Origin of the sequence: Algorimicrobium echini (assembly GCF_900115185.1) — a bacterium.
GTDB lineage: Bacteria > Bacteroidota > Bacteroidia > Flavobacteriales > Flavobacteriaceae > Algorimicrobium > Algorimicrobium echini.
In genome coordinates this window covers 131,747-149,354 of the sequence record NZ_FOVN01000002.1, presented here as the reverse complement: position 1 = coordinate 149,354, position 17,608 = coordinate 131,747, and the positions used below count along the sequence as shown (strand labels likewise).

Sequence of the window (17,608 nt, the reverse complement as noted above, 5' to 3'; positions counted from 1 at the left end):
AGTATAGTGTTCTAAAATGCTGTGTAAAAAATATGTCAAAAAAGTGTAAAACTACACAATATAACACCTTTTGAATGCTTACAAATAATGCAATAGCCTTTTTGTTAAACAAAAAAACCACTTCTTAAGAAGTGGTTTTAACCATCATTATAATTTAACTTTATTTAGTTTTTTTCAAATGTTAGATAGTCTGTATCACCATTACCTCCACTTACATCTATTAATTCTATTTTAGTGGCCGTTTGGGAAACAAAATCCCAATCATCATTCAAATCTTGAAAGTTATTGGTAAGATTAAAATTGATATTAAAATCTAAATCATCCAGATTATCATCATTGCTATTACTATTTGTAATACTCCAAGTTCCATTATAATCTGTGGAGCCATTGTTGGCATTTAAATCGCCTGAACTATTGAAAGTAAAATTATAACCTGTAAAATTATTGGTTTCATTAACTCCAGAATCTTCAAATAATGTTATACGCCAAGTACCAGACTGTACATTTGTTGAAATGGTATTCTGAATTTGCGATGTACAATTGGCAGCAGGTGTTCCAATTTGAAATGTTAAATTATCTGTTCCACCATTTCCACCACTAACATCAATTAAAACGATAGAGTTAGAATTATAGGAAACAATATCCCAATCATCATTTAAATCTTCAAATTCATTATTGAGAGGAAAATTAATATTAAAATCTAAATCGTTACTACTATCATCATTACTATTACTGTTTGTAATACTCCAAGTCCCTGAATAATTATTAACACCATTGTTAGCTATTAAAGTACCATCAGAATTAAACGTAAAACCATAACACCTAAAATGACCCGTTTCGTTGTTTCCCGAATCTATAAAGTTTGTTATAACAAAGTTATTAGATTGTACTAAATTTTCAATTTGTTGTTGAGTTTGTATATTATTTACATCATCATCATCTGAACAAGATGATATTGATATAACTAATAACGCCATGAAGATTAATTTTGCTGTTTTCATATCGTAATTATTATAAGTTAGATTCTTTATTATTTAACTAAATAAAACCAATTTTATTGCGCTAACACACTTAAAGTCTTATCAGTAGCAGCGAGCATGGTATAGTTAAATATAAAAAAAATATCTAATACCTATACGGTTTAAACGTATTTAAAATATTCATTTAACTGCAATTCAAGATAAAATAGTTTTAGTTTAGTTTGTAGTTTCCTTTTGCCCACTGAATTGTAGGCAACATCCAATCTTTTAAAGGCTTAAATAAAAACCCATGTCCCATTTTTGTATGTAGTTCTATTTCTTTAAAATTGCTAATAACACATGTGGATGTTTCTTTTCGCTCCAAAGCAGATACACCATATGTATCAGAAGCTTCAAAAATTGTTAAGATATTACCGCAGTAGTTAATTTCTGGTATGGCTTGTATGTCGCTATCTCTAAAACACGCAATAAATACAAAATTTAAATTAGGGTTATTGGCAAAGGTTGAAACATATTGTGCTATATAACCTCCTTTTGAGGTACCAACGACGGTTATATTTTTAGGACTTATTCCTGAAGCAATTAAACTGTCTATTTGATTAACTATTTCAAGAGCATATTGTCGTGCGTTTACATTTCCTTGGCGTTTTTCGCTAATGACCTCTAAACCATTATTAGAAAATTCAGCTAAAATCTCGTTGTATTCCGTTCTACCAAATTCGGGATGTTTGGCCTCTAACTGATTTACTTCTAAAAATCGATTATGTAGAAAAAACAAAAATCGCTTATCCTGTTTTTTGGTACTAACAAGACCAATTAACAACAACAAAACAACTGTTAAAACACTAATTTTCATTAATTTACTGAAATTAAAAAATTCTACCAATTAAAACATCTTAACCAAAACTAATCAAATAAAACCAGTTTACTTTAAATTAGTATAGGACTTTTTTTTGTGTCACGAACCGTTAGAAATAGTAAAAGTTAATTAAAGAATACTTCACTTATAGGTTTGTAATTAGTAATTTTATAACAAAATAAATGATTCTAAATGATGATTCATGACAACTAAAGACAACCTAAAACGCACCAAAAGGCCTTGGCCAACAAAAGCTGCAATGCAACAGGTTTATAACAATAATCTTTGGGGAAGTGGTACATCTCGCTTTTATTCTGGCGAGGGTTCACATCATCCTGATTTGGTAAACCCTTACATAGAAGTGGTTAAATTTTTTTTAAATTCTTTTGATTATCCTATTACCGTAGCCGATTTAGGTTGTGGTGATTTTAATATTGGAAAACAACTCTATAACTTCACAAATAAGTATATAGCAGTGGATATCGTACCCGATTTAATACGGTATAACCAAGAAGAATTCCAAGCTGAAAATTTAGAGTTTTATAGCCTAGATTTAGCAAAAGATAATTTACCATTTGCAGATTGTGCCCTGATAAGGCAAGTGTTACAACATATTTCTAATGCTGAAGTACAGAGTATTCTTGATAAACTAACTGTTTACAAATACATTATTATAACGGAGCATATTCCGAAAGGTTCTTTTATTTCTAATAAAGATATCATTTCTGGACAAGGCACTCGGCTAAAAAAACAAAGCGGTTTAAACCTCTTAAAAGCGCCTTTTAATTGGATTGTAAAAGAAGAAACACCTTTGTTATCCATTCCTTTGGATCATGACAAAGGAATAATAGTTACGACTCTTTACAAGATGTTTTGAAATATGGTTTCAGTTTAAATTTATTATCAACCAAAAAACCACTTCAATCATGAAGTGGTTTTAAATAGTTAATTTCAAATAGTAAAGTTCCTTGTATAAAACTAAATGAATTCAAAGTAAATTACACATGCAAAGCACGATCATCTGTTGCAGCTAAAGCGGCTTCTTTGATAGCTTCTGCAAATGTTGGGTGTGCATGAGACATGCGCGAAATATCTTCAGCAGATGCTCTATATTCCATGGCTACAACGGCTTCAGCAATTAAATCTGCTGCTCGAGCACCAACCATGTGAAACCCTAAAATTTCATCGGTTGTTTTATCGGCTAGAATTTTTACGAATCCATCTAAATCCATACTCGCTCTGCTTCTTCCTAATGCACGCATTGGAAATTGTCCTACTTTGTATTCTATGCCAGCTTCTTTCAGTTGCTCTTCTGTTTGACCAACAGCAGCCACCTCAGGCCATGTATAAACAACACCAGGAATTAAATTATAATCAATATGTGGTTTTTGTCCTGCAATAGTTTCCGCAACAAATACGCCCTCTTCCTCTGCTTTGTGCGCTAACATGGCGCCTTTAATAACATCGCCAATAGCATAAATATTTTTAACCGATGTTTGTAAATGTTCGTTAACTTCTATTTGACCTTTATCATTTAATTTTACACCTGCTGCTTCCGCATTTAAGCCGTCAGTATAGGGACGACGACCAACTGATACTAAACAGTAATCACCCTTAAATTCTACTTCTTCACCTTTTTTATTATCTGCTTTTACAATAACTTCATCACCTTTGCGTTCAACAGATTTTACTTTATGGGAAATGTTGATTTTGAATTTTTGTTTTTTCAACACTTTATTTAGTTCTTTTGAAAGTCCTGAATCCATAGTAGGGATGATACGATCCATGTATTCAATAACAGACACTTCAGCACCTAAACGCTTGTAAACTTGTCCTAATTCTAAACCAATTACACCGCCTCCAATAACAATGAGGTGTTTTGGTATTTCTTTAAGTTTTAGCGCTTCTGTGGATGTTATAACACGTTCTTTATCAATACTTATAAAAGGTAAACTTGAAGGTTTACTTCCAGTAGCTATAATCGTGTTTTTTGCTTCAATTTCCGTTTCTTTTTCACCAGAAATGATAATATGTGTTTCATCTTTAAAACTTCCCAAACCTTGAAAAACATCAATGTTATTCTTTTTCATTAGGAAATCTATACCACCTGTAGTTTGATCTACAACGGACTGCTTTCGGGCAATCATTTGTTTTAAGTTTACTTTAATATCACCAGGAATATCAATACCATGCTCTTCAAAATGCTTTACGGCATCTTCATAATGATGCGACGAATCTAAAAGTGCTTTGCTTGGAATACAACCAACATTTAAGCAAGTTCCTCCAAGAGTTGAATATTTTTCTATAATAGCAGTTTTTAATCCTAATTGTGCACAGCGAATAGCTGCTACATAACCTCCAGGACCAGAACCAATAATGGCGACATCGTATGAATTCATATTAATATTTTTTTCAAGTTGTTTTAAAACGAGTACAAAAATACAAATGTTTTATGGGAAGGCAATAAAAAAAACATATCATAATAAACACATGAAAGTGGGATATAAAAAAAAGGGCAACGCTAGTAACTTACTAGGTTGCCCTTATTTTAAGGTACTCCCTCAAATAATAGCATTACAAAATTGGTGCTTTATTTCAGTTTATACAATACTCAAATTGAGTAATTTTATAAGAAAGTAGTATTTATTTTAAGCATGCCAATTAATTCACCAGTTGAGGAAATGTTTAGTTTTTTTAGAATATTCCGTCTATGAGTGTCAACAGTATTAGGACTAATATTCAATAAATCCGCTATTTCCTTACTTGTTTTATTGATAGTTAATAAACGGATAACATCACGCTCACGATTACTTAATCCATCTGTTAAAAGCTTTTGTGAATAGTTATTGAAATACTTGGTTTCATATTCATTTTTCTCATTCAATAATTTTGCACAAACGGTAATTGGCATGGATACATTAATATCTATTACTGTATAATGTGCTAATCCTATAATGGGTTTCATGGCAGAATCGAACTCCAAAGGTGTCGTGTTTTGAATAATATTTACATAATTATTCTGCTCATTTTTTAATCGGTAATTCCAGGTATAGCTCATTCTATATCTTTGGTTTATAGGAATTTCAGCTAACGTAAATTCCATTAAGTCATTCAACCCCTTTAACCATAATTCAATATCTTCTGGGTGAATACGACTCCAGAAATTACGCATACCTTCCAAAATCAAAACCTCTTTGTCTAAACCTAAACAAGCTGTCATGTTTTTACTAACAAATTCAAAAGTTAAATTTTGAGTGTTCGTAATACAGAAAAAAGTGGAACTGTAAGGCAAGTACACATCTAACTCCATGATTTTTTTAATATGCGTATCTAATTCTGGATGTGCATAGGACTTAAAAATATCATGATAAATCTTTTTGATGTTTTTATAAAGCATCTATTTTTAGGTTGTGTATAGTTTTAAATATTATAAAGTTACTAAAAATCTATTGTTTTTGGTTTTCTATATGGTTTAAAATCCATTCCAGTTCTGGATCTCGTTCGTTTAAAACATCATTCCAAGTCGGAATAATCGGTACATCTGGCTTAATACCATAGCCATCAGGCTCAACTTTATAAGGTGCATCAATTTGCATTAATCCAATACGGACGCGAACCTTGCTATTTGGTAATTCGTAGATTTTAAATAACCCTGCAACCGTACCATTGTAGGCACCTCCCGTTTCCTCGCCCACAAATGTGCCTAAATTTCTGGCTTGAATATTTGTTGATAAAATGGATGTTGCCGAAAATGAATTCCCATTAATTAACACATACAAATTGCCTTTAAAATTATTCTCAAAAGGCGATTGCATTTTAGCATATTTGAATTTATAGTAAATTGTATCGTTTACCTTTTTAGTTTTAATTAAATTATGTGTTACGATAAAAGGTGATAAAATTCCAGCCACAATTTTTAACCCTAATGGACTCCCATTACTCATAGTATATACCATAAAAGGCAATCGACTAGTAACCTCACTAGCGTTTATAAACTGAAAATCTTCTTGTGCTAAATAGCGATATAAATAAGCTATTTCCTCTATACGTCCACCACCATTATCACGTAAGTCTAAAACTAAATTAGGGGTTTTTAAGGAGTCTAACTGTGTAAAACTTTGCTTGTAGAATTTTTTAAAATTACCATTTCCAAAACCTCTTATTTTCATGATAGCAACTGAACTATCAGACTCTAAATAATTAAAATTTCTTGTGTACTTACCGTTTGATCCTTCAAAACCAAAAATTCTATCTTTTAGGCGTTTCTCTTTGGCTTTTTGTTTTTCAATTTGTTTTTCAGCCTTGGTAAGATTGGCTATTTTAATAGAGTCTTTAATCCGTTTTAAGGAGTCCATCTTTATGGTTGTAGAATCTTTTGGAATCCGACGAAATACTCGGGTGTATAGCGAATCTTGTTTGCTGAATGTTACCCTTAAACTATCTAAAAAGCCTTTATCTCGAGCATATAATTTTTGGAAAGCTCGCCCCATTTGTCTATCAAAAAGGGTTTTGTTAAAACCATCTGAAGCATATTGCGTTTGATATTTGGCGACCAAATCTGTTGTTGGTTCATTTTCAATTTGAAGTACTTGACTTCCTATTAGTAATGAATCAGATTTTGAACCAGAAACCCATAATTTTTTGTCTATATAATTAAAGTCTAAATCATAAAACTCAAAGCGCTCTTTCATTAAGGCTTTACGCTCTTTTCTAGTAAATTCTATTTGAGGTGGCATAACCGCAATATGACCTTGCCTAACAGCCATTAGAACAGGTGCTAATTTTTCATAAAAATCATGACTGGAAAGTGGTTCTTTTAAGGTTGTTTTTAAACTGTCAAATTTATAATCTAAATCATCTTTTGAAATATATTGATATAAACGTGGATGATGTTTTTGTAGCTGATTATATACTGCATCTACATCCTCATGCAGTTCTTTCGGACTATGCAGACTTCTTACAATAGCATTGTTTTTTTTAACGCTTCCGCAGGATTGTAAAATAAATATTAATATTAGAAACCAAAAATATGGATGTTTCATAACGCTATTCTGTTCGTATAATTAAAACAACGAAATACGCAGTTATTTTTAATAAATGAAAATAGATTCTCATAAATAAATAAATAATAATTTATATTAGATCATTATGGCTGTGGTATGCTTTACCTCATTAATAACAAACATACTGTGTGTGCTACCTATATGGTTGATGGATGTGAGTTTCTTTACCATAAACTCTCTAAAATCCTCCATATCTTGCACCATGACTTTCAATAAATAATCATAGTCGCCACTAATGTGATAACATTCTGAAATTTCTTCTAAATTGGCGACTTCTTGTTCAAATTTCATAATATTTTCCTGTGTATGTTGAACAAGTTTAATGTGACAAAATGCTACAAAGCTTTTAGATACTTTGGTTTTATCAACTAAAGCTACATATTGTGAAATTACACCCTCTCGTTCTAATTTTCTTATCCGCTCATAAACTGCAGTAACTGATAAATTTAACCTGTTAGACAATTCTTTATTAGTCTGTTTGGCATCTTCTTGGAGAAACTGCAAAAGTTTTAAATCGGTTACATCAAAATTCATAGTTAGGGAAAAATTTTCTTTTAAAAAACAATAATAATCAAAACTGATGTAATATAAACTATAAAAGCCACTATATATAGTTTTATATTCCTAATTTAAACATATCTATTGATATATTATCTAATATTTACGAATTTTACGGTAATATTAACGTATAAACTCACCTATTATGGCATTCAAACCAGCAAACAACATCCAAGATTTACAATATTTTGGCGAATTTGGAGGTGTAAATCCTTCTATTTCAGACTCATCAACCTATACTTTTTTATCGGCTAAAACCATGTTCGACACCTTTGAAGGGAATGCAGATGGTTGCTATTTATACTCAAGACACTCCACGCCTTCTAACCTATATCTAGGTGAAGCATTAGCAGCCATGGAAGGAACAGAAACAGCCAATGTAACAGCATCTGGTATGGGAGCCATAACACCTGTTATTATGCAACTTTGTGGCGCTGGAGACCATATTGTTTCAAGTCGCACAATATACGGTGGAACCTATGCTTTTTTAAAGAATTTTGCACCAAGATTTAATGTTAAAACAAGTTTTGTAGATATTACAAAATTAGATGTTGTAGAGGCAGCTATAACTAAAAACACTAAAATTCTGTACTGTGAATCTGTTAGCAATCCGCTTTTGGAAGTTGCGGATATTGCTGGCCTTTCAAAATTAGCTAAAAAGCACAATTTAAAATTAGTAGTAGATAATACATTTTCGCCATTATCTGTTTCACCTGCACAACTAGGAGCTGATATTGTAATTCACAGTTTAACTAAATTTATCAACGGCTCTAGTGATACAGTTGGTGGTGTTGTTTGTGGAACCCAAGAGTTTATTAATGATTTACGTAATGTTAATGATGGCGCATGTATGTTATTAGGCTCTACCATGGACAGCTTACAAGCAGCATCCATATTAAAAAACTTAAGAACGTTACACATTAGAATGCAACAACATAGTGTAAACGCAACCTATTTAGCCGAAAAATTTGAAGCAGATGGTTTAAAAACAGTTTATCCTGGTTTAGCCTCCCACCCTTCACATGCCTTATTTAAAAGTATGATGAATGAAAAATATGGTTTTGGTGGTATGTTAACTATAGATGTTGGCTCTTTAGAAAAGGCTAATGCTTTAATGGAATTAATGCAAGAGAAAAATTTAGGTTATTTAGCCGTAAGTTTAGGTTTTTATAAAACATTATTTTCAGCTCCAGGTAGCTCTACGTCTTCTGAAATTCCCGAAGATGAACAAAAAGAAATGGGACTAAGTGATGGTTTAATTCGTTTTTCAATTGGATTAGATGCCGATATTGAACGCACCTATAGAGCCATGAGAACTTGCATGGAAACCTTAAACATATTATAGACATGAATTGACTGTCTTACAAATAAGAATTAGTTTAAAATTTAAATCTGCGTCAAATTGAATGTATTTCAGTTTGACGCTTTTTTGTATGTAATAATCAGTTTATAATCACATATCTAATCTTGAAAGACGAATTTAGTATTTGCATACTTTATTCGAAAATCGTAACATTACAATCCTAACGAAACTAACAACCAAGATGCAGGACGATAAAAACCTATCAGATTTTGAAATTGAAGACCAAACTATCATTGAAAATAAAGAGTTAAGTATTTGGGAAGCATTAATCCCTGTAGTTATTTTAATGTTGATGTTGGCTTACAATATCTTTTTTGCTGATGGTGAAGCGTTAGGTGAATATTCCAATCAATTTATCTTATTATTAGGAGCTGCTGTAGCTGCAATAGTTGGTTTTTTTAATAAAGTTGGTATTCAAATAATGATGAAAGAAGTTTGGGAAAATTTGCGTAGTGTATTTGTTCCCATCATGATTCTATTTTTAGTAGGTGCTTTAGCTGGAACATGGCTTATTAGTGGTGTAATACCTGCAATGGTTTATTATGGATTACAAGTATTAAATCCGTCAATATTTTTACCAGCTTCCGTAATCATTTGTGCCGTTATTTCAATTGCAACAGGCAGTTCATGGACCACATCTGCTACCGTAGGTATTGCTTTAATTGGAATTGGTAGTGCTTTAGGCATACCAACTGGTATGATTGCTGGCGCAGCCATTTCAGGTGCATATTTTGGTGATAAAATGTCGCCTTTAAGTGATACCACCAACCTAGCGCCTGCTATGGCTGGTACGGATTTATTTACACACATTCGGTATATGGCTTTAACAACCGTACCAACTGTAATTATTACGTTAATAGCATTCTCCATCATGAGTATGTCTATAGATACTACTGGAACAGCCGATTTGAGTAGCCTATTAGTTAGCATAGAAAACACTTTTAACATAACACCGCTGTTATTTATCGTGCCTTTGGTAGTTATTGCTCTCATACTGTTAAAAACCAAACCACTCATTGCTCTTGGTGTAGGTGTAATTTTAGCAGCTGTATTTGCTTTTATTTTTCAACCTAGTATTCTAGATGGTTTAAGCGATTCAAAATTAGGTGCTACTATAAATGCAATTTTAACAGATACGCAAATTGTTACAGACAATGATAAACTTAACGATTTATTTGCTGCTGGTGGCATGAAAGGTATGATTTGGACAATTTTACTAATCTGCTGTGCCATGTTCTTTGGCGGTATCATGGATGCTATTGGCGCATTAGCCAGAATAACAAAAGTATTGTTGTCTTTTGCTTCATCAGTTTTCGGATTATTTGCAAGTACCGTTATTAGTTGTTTAGGATTAAACACTATTGCAAGCGACCAATATTTAGCAATTGTTATTCCCGGTAAAATGTTTAAAAAGGCCTACCAAGACAAGGGTTTAGCTCCAGAAAACTTGAGTAGAACACTCGAAGATTCAGGAACGGTTACATCAGTGTTAATCCCATGGAATACCTGTGGTGCTTATCAAAGTAGCGTACTGGGTGTATCTGTAGCAGATTATTTTGTATTTGCCATTTTTAATTGGCTGAGTCCTTTTATGACCTTATTATATGCAGCGTTAAACATTAAGATTAGAGAACTTTCTTCAAAATAATCAAAAACTATCGATTATTAAACGCACTATAAATTTAAGTTATAATTCAATAAGAAATTAGAATTTCATTTCACGCGTAAAGCTACATCTTGTTGCTATATTTGTCATTGAGAAAATTAATAACAATTAAAATATAAAAACATGGCATTTGTAGGAAAAAAATTCCCAGATTTAAACGTAGACGCAATGAATGAAATGGGCGACACTTTTAAAGTGAACGTTCTTGAAGAAGCAATCAACAATAAAAAGAAAGTTGTTTTATTTTGGTACCCTAAAGACTTTACCTTTGTTTGTCCAACAGAATTGCATGCTTTTCAAGCAGCAATGAAAGAATTTGAAAAGCGAAATACAATTGTAATCGGTGCATCTTGTGATACACCTGAAGTACACTTTGCTTGGTTAAACACACCAAAAGACAATGGTGGTATAGAAGGTGTAACCTATCCAATTTTAGCAGATACAAACAGAAATTTAGCTTCAACATTAGGTATTTTAGATATTACTAACGAACAATACAATGAAGACACTGGAATTGTAACTGTTGATGGTGATAATGTAACTTACAGAGCTACGTACTTAATTGACGAAGAAGGAACCGTTTTCCATGAAGGTATTAATCATATGCCAGTTGGAAGAAACGTAAACGAATTTTTACGCTTAATTGATGCGTATGCGCACGTTCAAAAAAATGGTGAAGTTTGTCCAGCAAACTGGGAAGAAGGAAAAGATGCTATGCAAGCTAACGCAAAAGGAACAGCTGCATATTTAGCATCTCACTAATTTGAGGATTTTATCTTCACTTTAAAAAACTTTAATACAACTGATATTAATCACCTAAAAAAAGTCCTTCCAGTTTGGAAGGACTTTGATTAGCCAAAACTTTAAACTATGGTACAAGAATTAGAACAAGATAATTTACAGGATATCATTAATAATAATGATACGGTTGTAGTACAATATTCAGCAACATGGTGTGGAAATTGCCGCATTATGAAACCAAAATTTAAGAAACTAGCATCCGAACATGATGATATTACGTTTGTAATTGCTGATGCCGAAAAATTTCCGGAGAGTAGAAAATTAGCTACAGTTGATAATTTACCAACCTTCGCAACTTTTAAAAAAGGCGAATTTGTTAGTCAAGAACAAACCAATAAGTTTGATGTACTAAAAGATCTTGTTGATACTGTAAAATAACGACTATGAAACTACCTGTAATTAAACATTTAACGCAATTTATTGCGGAAAATGACGAAGATTATGTCCTTGAAACCATTGAAACATTAGAGGCTTTAACTGAAGTTTCTTCACTAAAAGACGAAGAATTGGATGTCATTGGTGAATTAATTTCCAATATGTATGGTGCTATTGAGGTAAACAAAATGATTAAAGATGGTACACCGCAAAAGGAAGCTTTAAATAGTTTTATGAAGCGCGTGTTAGGTTCTATAGACAAGTAAAAAACTTTTTTATCAAATACAAAAAGCCACTAAATTCAATTTTAGTGGCTTTTTAAATTCAAATAAAATAAAGACTAATTATTTATTTAGGATTTTGGTAATAAAACTGCATCTATTACATGAATTACACCATTAGATTGGTTCACATCGGCAATTGTTACTTGAGCTGAACTCCCATTCTCATCTGACAAGTAAAGGTCTTTTCCTTTCATCCAAGCTGTTAATATTCCACCACTTAAAGTTTCAATTTTGGCTTTCCCGTTTCCTTTTTCAATGGCTTTCATAATATCTGATGCGTTCCATTTACCAGAAGCAACATGATACTTTAAAATGGTTTGTAACATCATTTTATTTTCGGTCATCAATAAATTATCAACAGTTCCTTTTGGTAGCTTATCAAACGCGCTGTTTGTTGGGGCAAAAACGGTAAATGGTCCTTTGCTAGATAAAGCATCTACTAAATCAGCGGCTTTAACAGCTGCTACTAACGTGGTATGATCTTTTGAGTTTACAGCATTTTCAATAATATTTTTAGTTGGATACATTTCTGCACCACCAACCATTTTTGTGTCTTGTTTCATCATTTTACTTTGGGCACTCATATTCATAGATAGTAATAATGTAAATACACATGCGGCTAGGGTTACTAATTTTAAATTTTTCATTTTGGTATTTTTTAAGTTATTAATTTGTTTATACTCTACTAACGTAATTTTTAATAAGGCGGTTTTCTTTACGGTTGAAAAAATTAAATTGAAACAGTTTAGACCTATACAGCAATTGCTAAAATTTTAAACAAAAAAAAAGCCACTTCATGATAAAGTGACTTTTTAATGCTATTAATTAAGGCGTTATTTTGGAAGCAAAACGGAATCAACAACATGAATTACACCATTAGATGTTTTCATATCAGTTGCCGTAATCTTGGACCAATTACCATTTTCATCAACAAGATATACCGCACCATCTTTCATTTGTGCCATTAATTTGTTACCACTTACTGTTACAATAGTAGCTTTACCATTAGAAGTTTTAATCATATCAACAACATCGGCTGCCATTACAGAACCTGAAACAACATGATATTTTAAAATCATTTGAAGCGTTTCTTTACTTTCTGGCTTCAATAAACCTTCAACAGTTCCATCAGGAAGTTTATTAAAAGCTGCATTTGTTGGTGCAAATACCGTAAATGGACCTTTACTTGATAAAACATCCACCAAATCAGCAGCTTTAACAGCAGCTACCAACGTAGAGAAATCGTTTGATCCAGAGGCAGTTTCTACAATATTCTTGTCTTGAGCTTGTACATTACAAACTAATAGAAGCATAAGGCTTACTATTAAAGATTTAATTACATTTTTGTTTTTCATAGTGTTATTGTTTTAGTTATTTTTTGTTTAACAAATATAGAATAAAGTTAAACAGAAGCCATCCTTTTACCAAAACTTTAACGTAATTATGTATAACATTCAAAGTTTGGTTTCATGAATATTTAGTATTTTTAAATTCAACTAAAACACAAAAAATGGCGACAGTAACACTAAAAGGAAACAATATAGAAACATCAGGAACATTACCAAAAACAGGTAGTAAAGCACCAGATTTCTCACTAACAAATACCGATTTAGAAACGAAAACTTTATCAGATTATAAAGGTTATAAACTTGTTTTAAATATTTTCCCAAGTATTGACACGGGAACTTGTGCAGCATCGGTTAGACAATTTAATCAAGAGGCTGGCGAATTAGAAAACACTAAAGTTCTATGCATTTCGCGCGATTTACCATTTGCTTTAAGTCGTTTTTGTGCCGCTGAAGGACTGGATAATGTTGTTTCACTTTCTGATTTTAAAGATCGGAATTTTGGAAAAAACTATGGTATAGCATTTACTACAGGTCCACTGGAAGGTCTCCTATCCAGAAGTGTTGTGGTCATCAATGAAACTGGAAACGTTATCTATACGGAACAAGTTCAAGAAACAGTTAACGAACCAAATTATAAGGCTGCTTTAGAGGCATTGATGAATGCTTAAATGGTGTAGATTATTAATGTTTGCACATAATTAAAATACTTATTTATACATTTAGAAGCCTTAATGGATGCCTAAAAAAGATTCATTTATCATTAATAGACTAAAAAGCATCGGTTATGCTTTCAAAGGTGCCGTAATATTAGTTACTACCGAAGCGAGTATACAAGTACAATTTTGTATTGGTATTATTATGACGCTAGTAGGATTCTATTTTGAAATTTCTCCAACGGAATGGCTAATTCAAATTGGAACTATTGGACTAATAATGGCTTTAGAAGGCCTAAACACCGCTATTGAAGAAGTTGCTAACTTTGTTCACCCTGAATTTAACACTAAAATTGGCCTCATTAAAGATATGGCGGCAGGTGCTGTTTTTATATTTGCAATAACTGCTATCATCATAGGTTGCATCATATATATTCCAAAGATTTTTTAAATACATTTAGCTTTAGGATTAACGCGAACTATTTGTATTTTTGTCACCATGTCTTATGATGTCAGAAAGAACATCATTTTCATCACTAATTTAAAAATAACCTTTTTCTGTTTTACGGAAATTATATATGGCCAAGAAAAAAACAAAAGCAACAAAAGGAACTAAACCCAAGTTAAAAGCGCCTAGTTTAAAACTATCTAACCAGCAAAAATTGGTTTTTGGTAGTTTTCTAATTATTACAGGCCTTCTGCTTTTTATTGCTTTTGTATCATACTTTTTTACAGGTTATAATGATCAAAGCACCCTATCAGAATTTGGAAACAAATCCGTTGAGTCAGAAAATTGGCTAAATAAAACAGGGGCTTTAGTTAGTGAATTTTTTATTTACAAAGGCTTTGGTATTGCATCTTTTATTTTTGCTGGTCTTATTTTTTTATCAGGAATATTCGTTCTTACTAACGGAAATAAAAGTAAACTCAGAAAACATTGGTTTTGGGGAACGTTAGTCGTAATATGGATATCTGTTTTCTTTGGTTTTTTCACTGAAACTTGGAGTTCTCTTGGTGGAACAATAGGTTTTGAAATAAATACTTACTTACAAATATATTTAGGGAAAATTGGCACCATTCTCCTACTCGTTTTCGGATTAATTTTTTATCTAGCAATTCGTTTTAGAATGACCTTTGATAGTTTTAAACGCGCTTTTACGTCGGTAAAAAAAGATATCAATCAGAATTTCAATGATACCGCAACTAATGATGATATTACGGTTCCGTTAGATAATGATTTATCAGCAGAAGCCGAGGATATAAAATCGGCATTCGATTTAACGGTAGAAGAAAACGAACCCGAAGAAACAATTGCTTCACCTGAAAAACAACCTGAACCAAAGGTTACAGCAAAAAAAGAAACGGAAGAGCCAGAAATGCAAATTGAAGTGGAAACCGTGGAAGAAGAATTGTCAGAAACAGATAATTTAGCTAATAAATTGGTTGAAGATTTTGGGCAGTTTGACCCGACTTTAGAATTAAGCAATTACCAATTTCCATCTTTAGAGCTTCTTAAAAAATACGATTCTGAAGGCATTACCATTAACCAAGAAGAATTAGAAGAAAATAAAAATAGGATTGTAGACACTTTAAATAATTATAAAATAGGAATTTCCAATATTAAAGCAACTATTGGACCAACGGTAACCTTATACGAGATTATACCTGAAGCTGGTGTACGAATTTCAAAAATTAAAAATTTAGAGGATGATATAGCCTTATCGCTTTCAGCTTTAGGAATACGAATTATAGCACCAATTCCAGGAAAAGGAACTATTGGTATTGAAGTCCCTAATAAAAATTCAACTATTGTCTCCATGCGTTCGGTTATTGCTTCGCAGAAATTTCAAAAATCAGAAATGCAATTACCTATTGCTTTAGGAAAGACTATTAGCAATGAAACCTTTGTAGTTGATCTAGCTAAAATGCCTCACCTTTTAATGGCTGGTGCAACAGGTCAAGGTAAATCGGTTGGTTTAAATGCCGTGCTAACATCCTTACTCTATAAAAAACATCCTGCAGAAGTTAAATTTGTTTTAGTAGACCCGAAGAAAGTAGAACTTACACTATTCAATAAAATTGAGCGTCATTATTTAGCGAAATTACCTGATAGTGAAGATGCCATTATTACAGACAATACGAAAGTTATTAATACACTAAATTCTTTGTGTATTGAAATGGATAACCGCTACGAGTTATTAAAAAATGCCTTGTGTAGAAACATTGCAGAGTATAACGTAAAATTTAAAGCACGTAAGCTAAACCCAAATGATGGCCATCAGTTTTTACCTTATATTGTTTTGGTGGTTGATGAGTTTGCTGATTTAATTATGACAGCTGGTAAGGAAGTAGAAACTCCAATAGCACGTTTGGCACAATTAGCACGTGCCATTGGTATTCATTTAATTGTGGCCACACAAAGACCTTCTGTAAATGTTATTACAGGTATTATAAAGGCCAATTTCCCAGCACGTATAGCCTTTAGAGTAACCAGTAAAATAGACTCACGTACAATTTTAGATGGTTCAGGAGCAGATCAATTAATTGGTCGTGGTGATATGCTTTACACCCAAGGTAACGAAATGATTCGAATTCAATGTGCCTTTGTAGATACTCCAGAAGTTGAAAAAATAACTGATTTTATTGGTTCACAAAAAGCTTATCCAGATGCCTACTTACTGCCAGAATATGTTGGTGAGGAAAGTGGCACAAGTCTTGATGTAGACATAAGCGAACGGGATGTCTTGTTTCGGGATGCTGCAGAAATTATTGTAACAGCTCAACAAGGCTCCGCTTCATTATTACAACGAAAATTAAAATTAGGGTATAATCGTGCTGGTCGTTTAATTGATCAGTTAGAAGCTGCTGGCATAGTTGGCGGTTTTGAAGGTAGTAAAGCTAGACAAGTTTTAGTGTCTGATTTAGCTGCTTTAAATTTACTTTTAGAAAACGAAACATCTTAAAAATAACCGAATAGGGCTACAGTAGGTAGCGCATAAATTAACACACAATGAAAAAATTAGTAGTACTGTTATTAATCATGTTCACATCTGTAAGTTTTGCTCAGGATAGTGACGCCAAAGCTTTATTAAATAAAGTTTCAAAAAAAGTAAAAAGTTATAACAACATTTCTATAGACTTTAAATATGCATTAAATAACAAGGCAGAAAACATTAAACAAGAAACACGTGGTGATGTTGTGATTGAAGGCGATAAATACCGCCTAAACATTTTAGGAATGACACGGATTTTTGATGGAAAAACCCTGTATAGTATCAGTCCTGATGATGAAGAAGTTACCATTTCATCAAATAATACTGAAGACGAAAATAGTATAACACCTAGCAAAATGCTGTCATTTTATGAAGAGGGCTATACTTATAAAATGGATATTTTACAAAACGTTCAAGGACGTAAAATCCAGTATGTTAAGTTAACACCAATTGATTCAGGTTCTGAAATTAAACACATCCTGTTGGGCATTGATGCACAAACAAACCACATCTATAATTTAATTGAAACAGGAAAAAATGGCACTCAAACCACATTAACTGTTAATTCTTTTAAAACAAATGAACCCTTGTCGAAAACCTTATTTACCTTTGATGCCAATAAATATAAGGACCATTATATTAATAAGTTAGATTAAAAAAGATA

The 17,608-nt window shown here is 32.2% G+C and carries 18 protein-coding genes; 10 read left to right on the top strand and 8 right to left on the bottom strand.

Annotated elements, in window-relative coordinates; all coding sequences use genetic code 11:
• Positions 1–164 precede the first annotated feature (164 nt).
• Positions 165–1,001: a hypothetical protein gene (locus BM239_RS15515; protein ID WP_245758202.1), complete on the bottom strand. Its 837-nt coding sequence runs from the start codon at positions 999–1,001 to the stop codon at positions 165–167.
• A gap of 190 nt (positions 1,002–1,191) precedes the next feature.
• Positions 1,192–1,836: an alpha/beta hydrolase gene (locus tag BM239_RS06810; protein ID WP_092206926.1), complete on the bottom strand. Its 645-nt coding sequence runs from the start codon at positions 1,834–1,836 to the stop codon at positions 1,192–1,194.
• Positions 1,837–2,041: 205 nt separating this feature from the next.
• Between BM239_RS06810 and BM239_RS06805 the strand changes: the two genes are divergently transcribed.
• Positions 2,042–2,716 (top strand): class I SAM-dependent methyltransferase, encoded by a 675-nt coding sequence (locus BM239_RS06805; RefSeq protein ID WP_092206925.1) that lies wholly within the window; start codon positions 2,042–2,044, stop codon positions 2,714–2,716.
• Positions 2,717–2,837: 121 nt separating this feature from the next.
• On the opposite strand, the gene lpdA is transcribed toward BM239_RS06805, so the two are convergent.
• From lpdA to BM239_RS06780, 4 genes are all read right to left on the bottom strand, one after another.
• Positions 2,838–4,238 (bottom strand): dihydrolipoyl dehydrogenase, encoded by a 1,401-nt coding sequence (gene lpdA, locus BM239_RS06800; RefSeq protein ID WP_092206924.1) that lies wholly within the window; start codon positions 4,236–4,238, stop codon positions 2,838–2,840.
• Positions 4,239–4,465: 227 nt separating this feature from the next.
• Positions 4,466–5,236: a response regulator transcription factor gene (locus BM239_RS06790; RefSeq protein ID WP_092206922.1), complete on the bottom strand. Its 771-nt coding sequence runs from the start codon at positions 5,234–5,236 to the stop codon at positions 4,466–4,468.
• 49 nt (positions 5,237–5,285) lie between these two features.
• Positions 5,286–6,881 carry a S41 family peptidase gene (locus BM239_RS06785; RefSeq protein ID WP_092206921.1) on the bottom strand — a complete coding sequence of 532 codons (1,596 nt, stop codon included), beginning with the start codon at positions 6,879–6,881 and terminating at the stop codon, positions 5,286–5,288.
• Positions 6,882–6,977: 96 nt separating this feature from the next.
• On the bottom strand, positions 6,978–7,436 hold the full coding sequence (locus tag BM239_RS06780; protein WP_092206920.1) for an Lrp/AsnC family transcriptional regulator: 459 nt from the start codon (positions 7,434–7,436) through the stop codon (positions 6,978–6,980).
• 169 nt (positions 7,437–7,605) lie between these two features.
• Here BM239_RS06780 and BM239_RS06775 point away from each other — a divergent pair, with 169 nt between their 5' ends.
• From BM239_RS06775 to BM239_RS06755, 5 genes are all read left to right on the top strand, one after another.
• Positions 7,606–8,805, top strand: coding sequence for an aminotransferase class I/II-fold pyridoxal phosphate-dependent enzyme (locus BM239_RS06775; RefSeq protein ID WP_092206919.1), 1,200 nt, complete (start codon positions 7,606–7,608; stop codon positions 8,803–8,805).
• A 199-nt stretch (positions 8,806–9,004) separates the two neighbouring features.
• The gene (gene nhaC, locus BM239_RS06770; RefSeq protein ID WP_092206918.1) at positions 9,005–10,471 is read left to right on the top strand and encodes a Na+/H+ antiporter NhaC; all 1,467 of its coding nucleotides are present in this window, start codon (positions 9,005–9,007) and stop codon (positions 10,469–10,471) included.
• Positions 10,472–10,612: 141 nt separating this feature from the next.
• The gene (locus tag BM239_RS06765; RefSeq protein WP_092206917.1) at positions 10,613–11,251 is read left to right on the top strand and encodes a peroxiredoxin; all 639 of its coding nucleotides are present in this window, start codon (positions 10,613–10,615) and stop codon (positions 11,249–11,251) included.
• Positions 11,252–11,359: 108 nt separating this feature from the next.
• Entirely contained in the window at positions 11,360–11,668 is a 309-nt protein-coding gene (locus BM239_RS06760; RefSeq protein WP_092206916.1) for a thioredoxin family protein, read from the top strand.
• A 5-nt stretch (positions 11,669–11,673) separates the two neighbouring features.
• A complete protein-coding gene (locus BM239_RS06755; RefSeq protein ID WP_092206915.1) occupies positions 11,674–11,931 on the top strand; it encodes a DUF6952 family protein in 258 nt (85 codons plus the stop codon).
• An 86-nt stretch (positions 11,932–12,017) separates the two neighbouring features.
• Here the strand turns inward: BM239_RS06755 and BM239_RS06750 are convergent, their stop codons facing one another.
• Positions 12,018–12,596 carry a fasciclin domain-containing protein gene (locus BM239_RS06750; protein WP_177208996.1) on the bottom strand — a complete coding sequence of 193 codons (579 nt, stop codon included), beginning with the start codon at positions 12,594–12,596 and terminating at the stop codon, positions 12,018–12,020.
• Between the two features lie 186 nt (positions 12,597–12,782).
• Complete coding sequence (locus tag BM239_RS06745; RefSeq protein WP_092206913.1) at positions 12,783–13,304, bottom strand: fasciclin domain-containing protein; 522 nt, start codon at positions 13,302–13,304, stop codon at positions 12,783–12,785.
• Positions 13,305–13,459: 155 nt separating this feature from the next.
• On the opposite strand from BM239_RS06745, the gene tpx reads away from it, so the two are divergent.
• From tpx to BM239_RS06725, 4 genes are all read left to right on the top strand, one after another.
• Entirely contained in the window at positions 13,460–13,966 is a 507-nt protein-coding gene (gene tpx, locus BM239_RS06740) for a thiol peroxidase (RefSeq protein WP_092206912.1), read from the top strand.
• A 67-nt stretch (positions 13,967–14,033) separates the two neighbouring features.
• Positions 14,034–14,402, top strand: a complete 369-nt coding sequence (locus tag BM239_RS06735) for a diacylglycerol kinase (RefSeq protein WP_092206911.1) — start codon at positions 14,034–14,036, stop codon at positions 14,400–14,402.
• A gap of 127 nt (positions 14,403–14,529) precedes the next feature.
• Entirely contained in the window at positions 14,530–16,914 is a 2,385-nt protein-coding gene (locus BM239_RS06730) for a DNA translocase FtsK (protein ID WP_092206910.1), read from the top strand.
• Positions 16,915–16,961: 47 nt separating this feature from the next.
• Entirely contained in the window at positions 16,962–17,600 is a 639-nt protein-coding gene (locus tag BM239_RS06725; protein ID WP_092206909.1) for an outer membrane lipoprotein periplasmic chaperone LolA1, read from the top strand.
• Positions 17,601–17,608 lie beyond the last annotated feature (8 nt).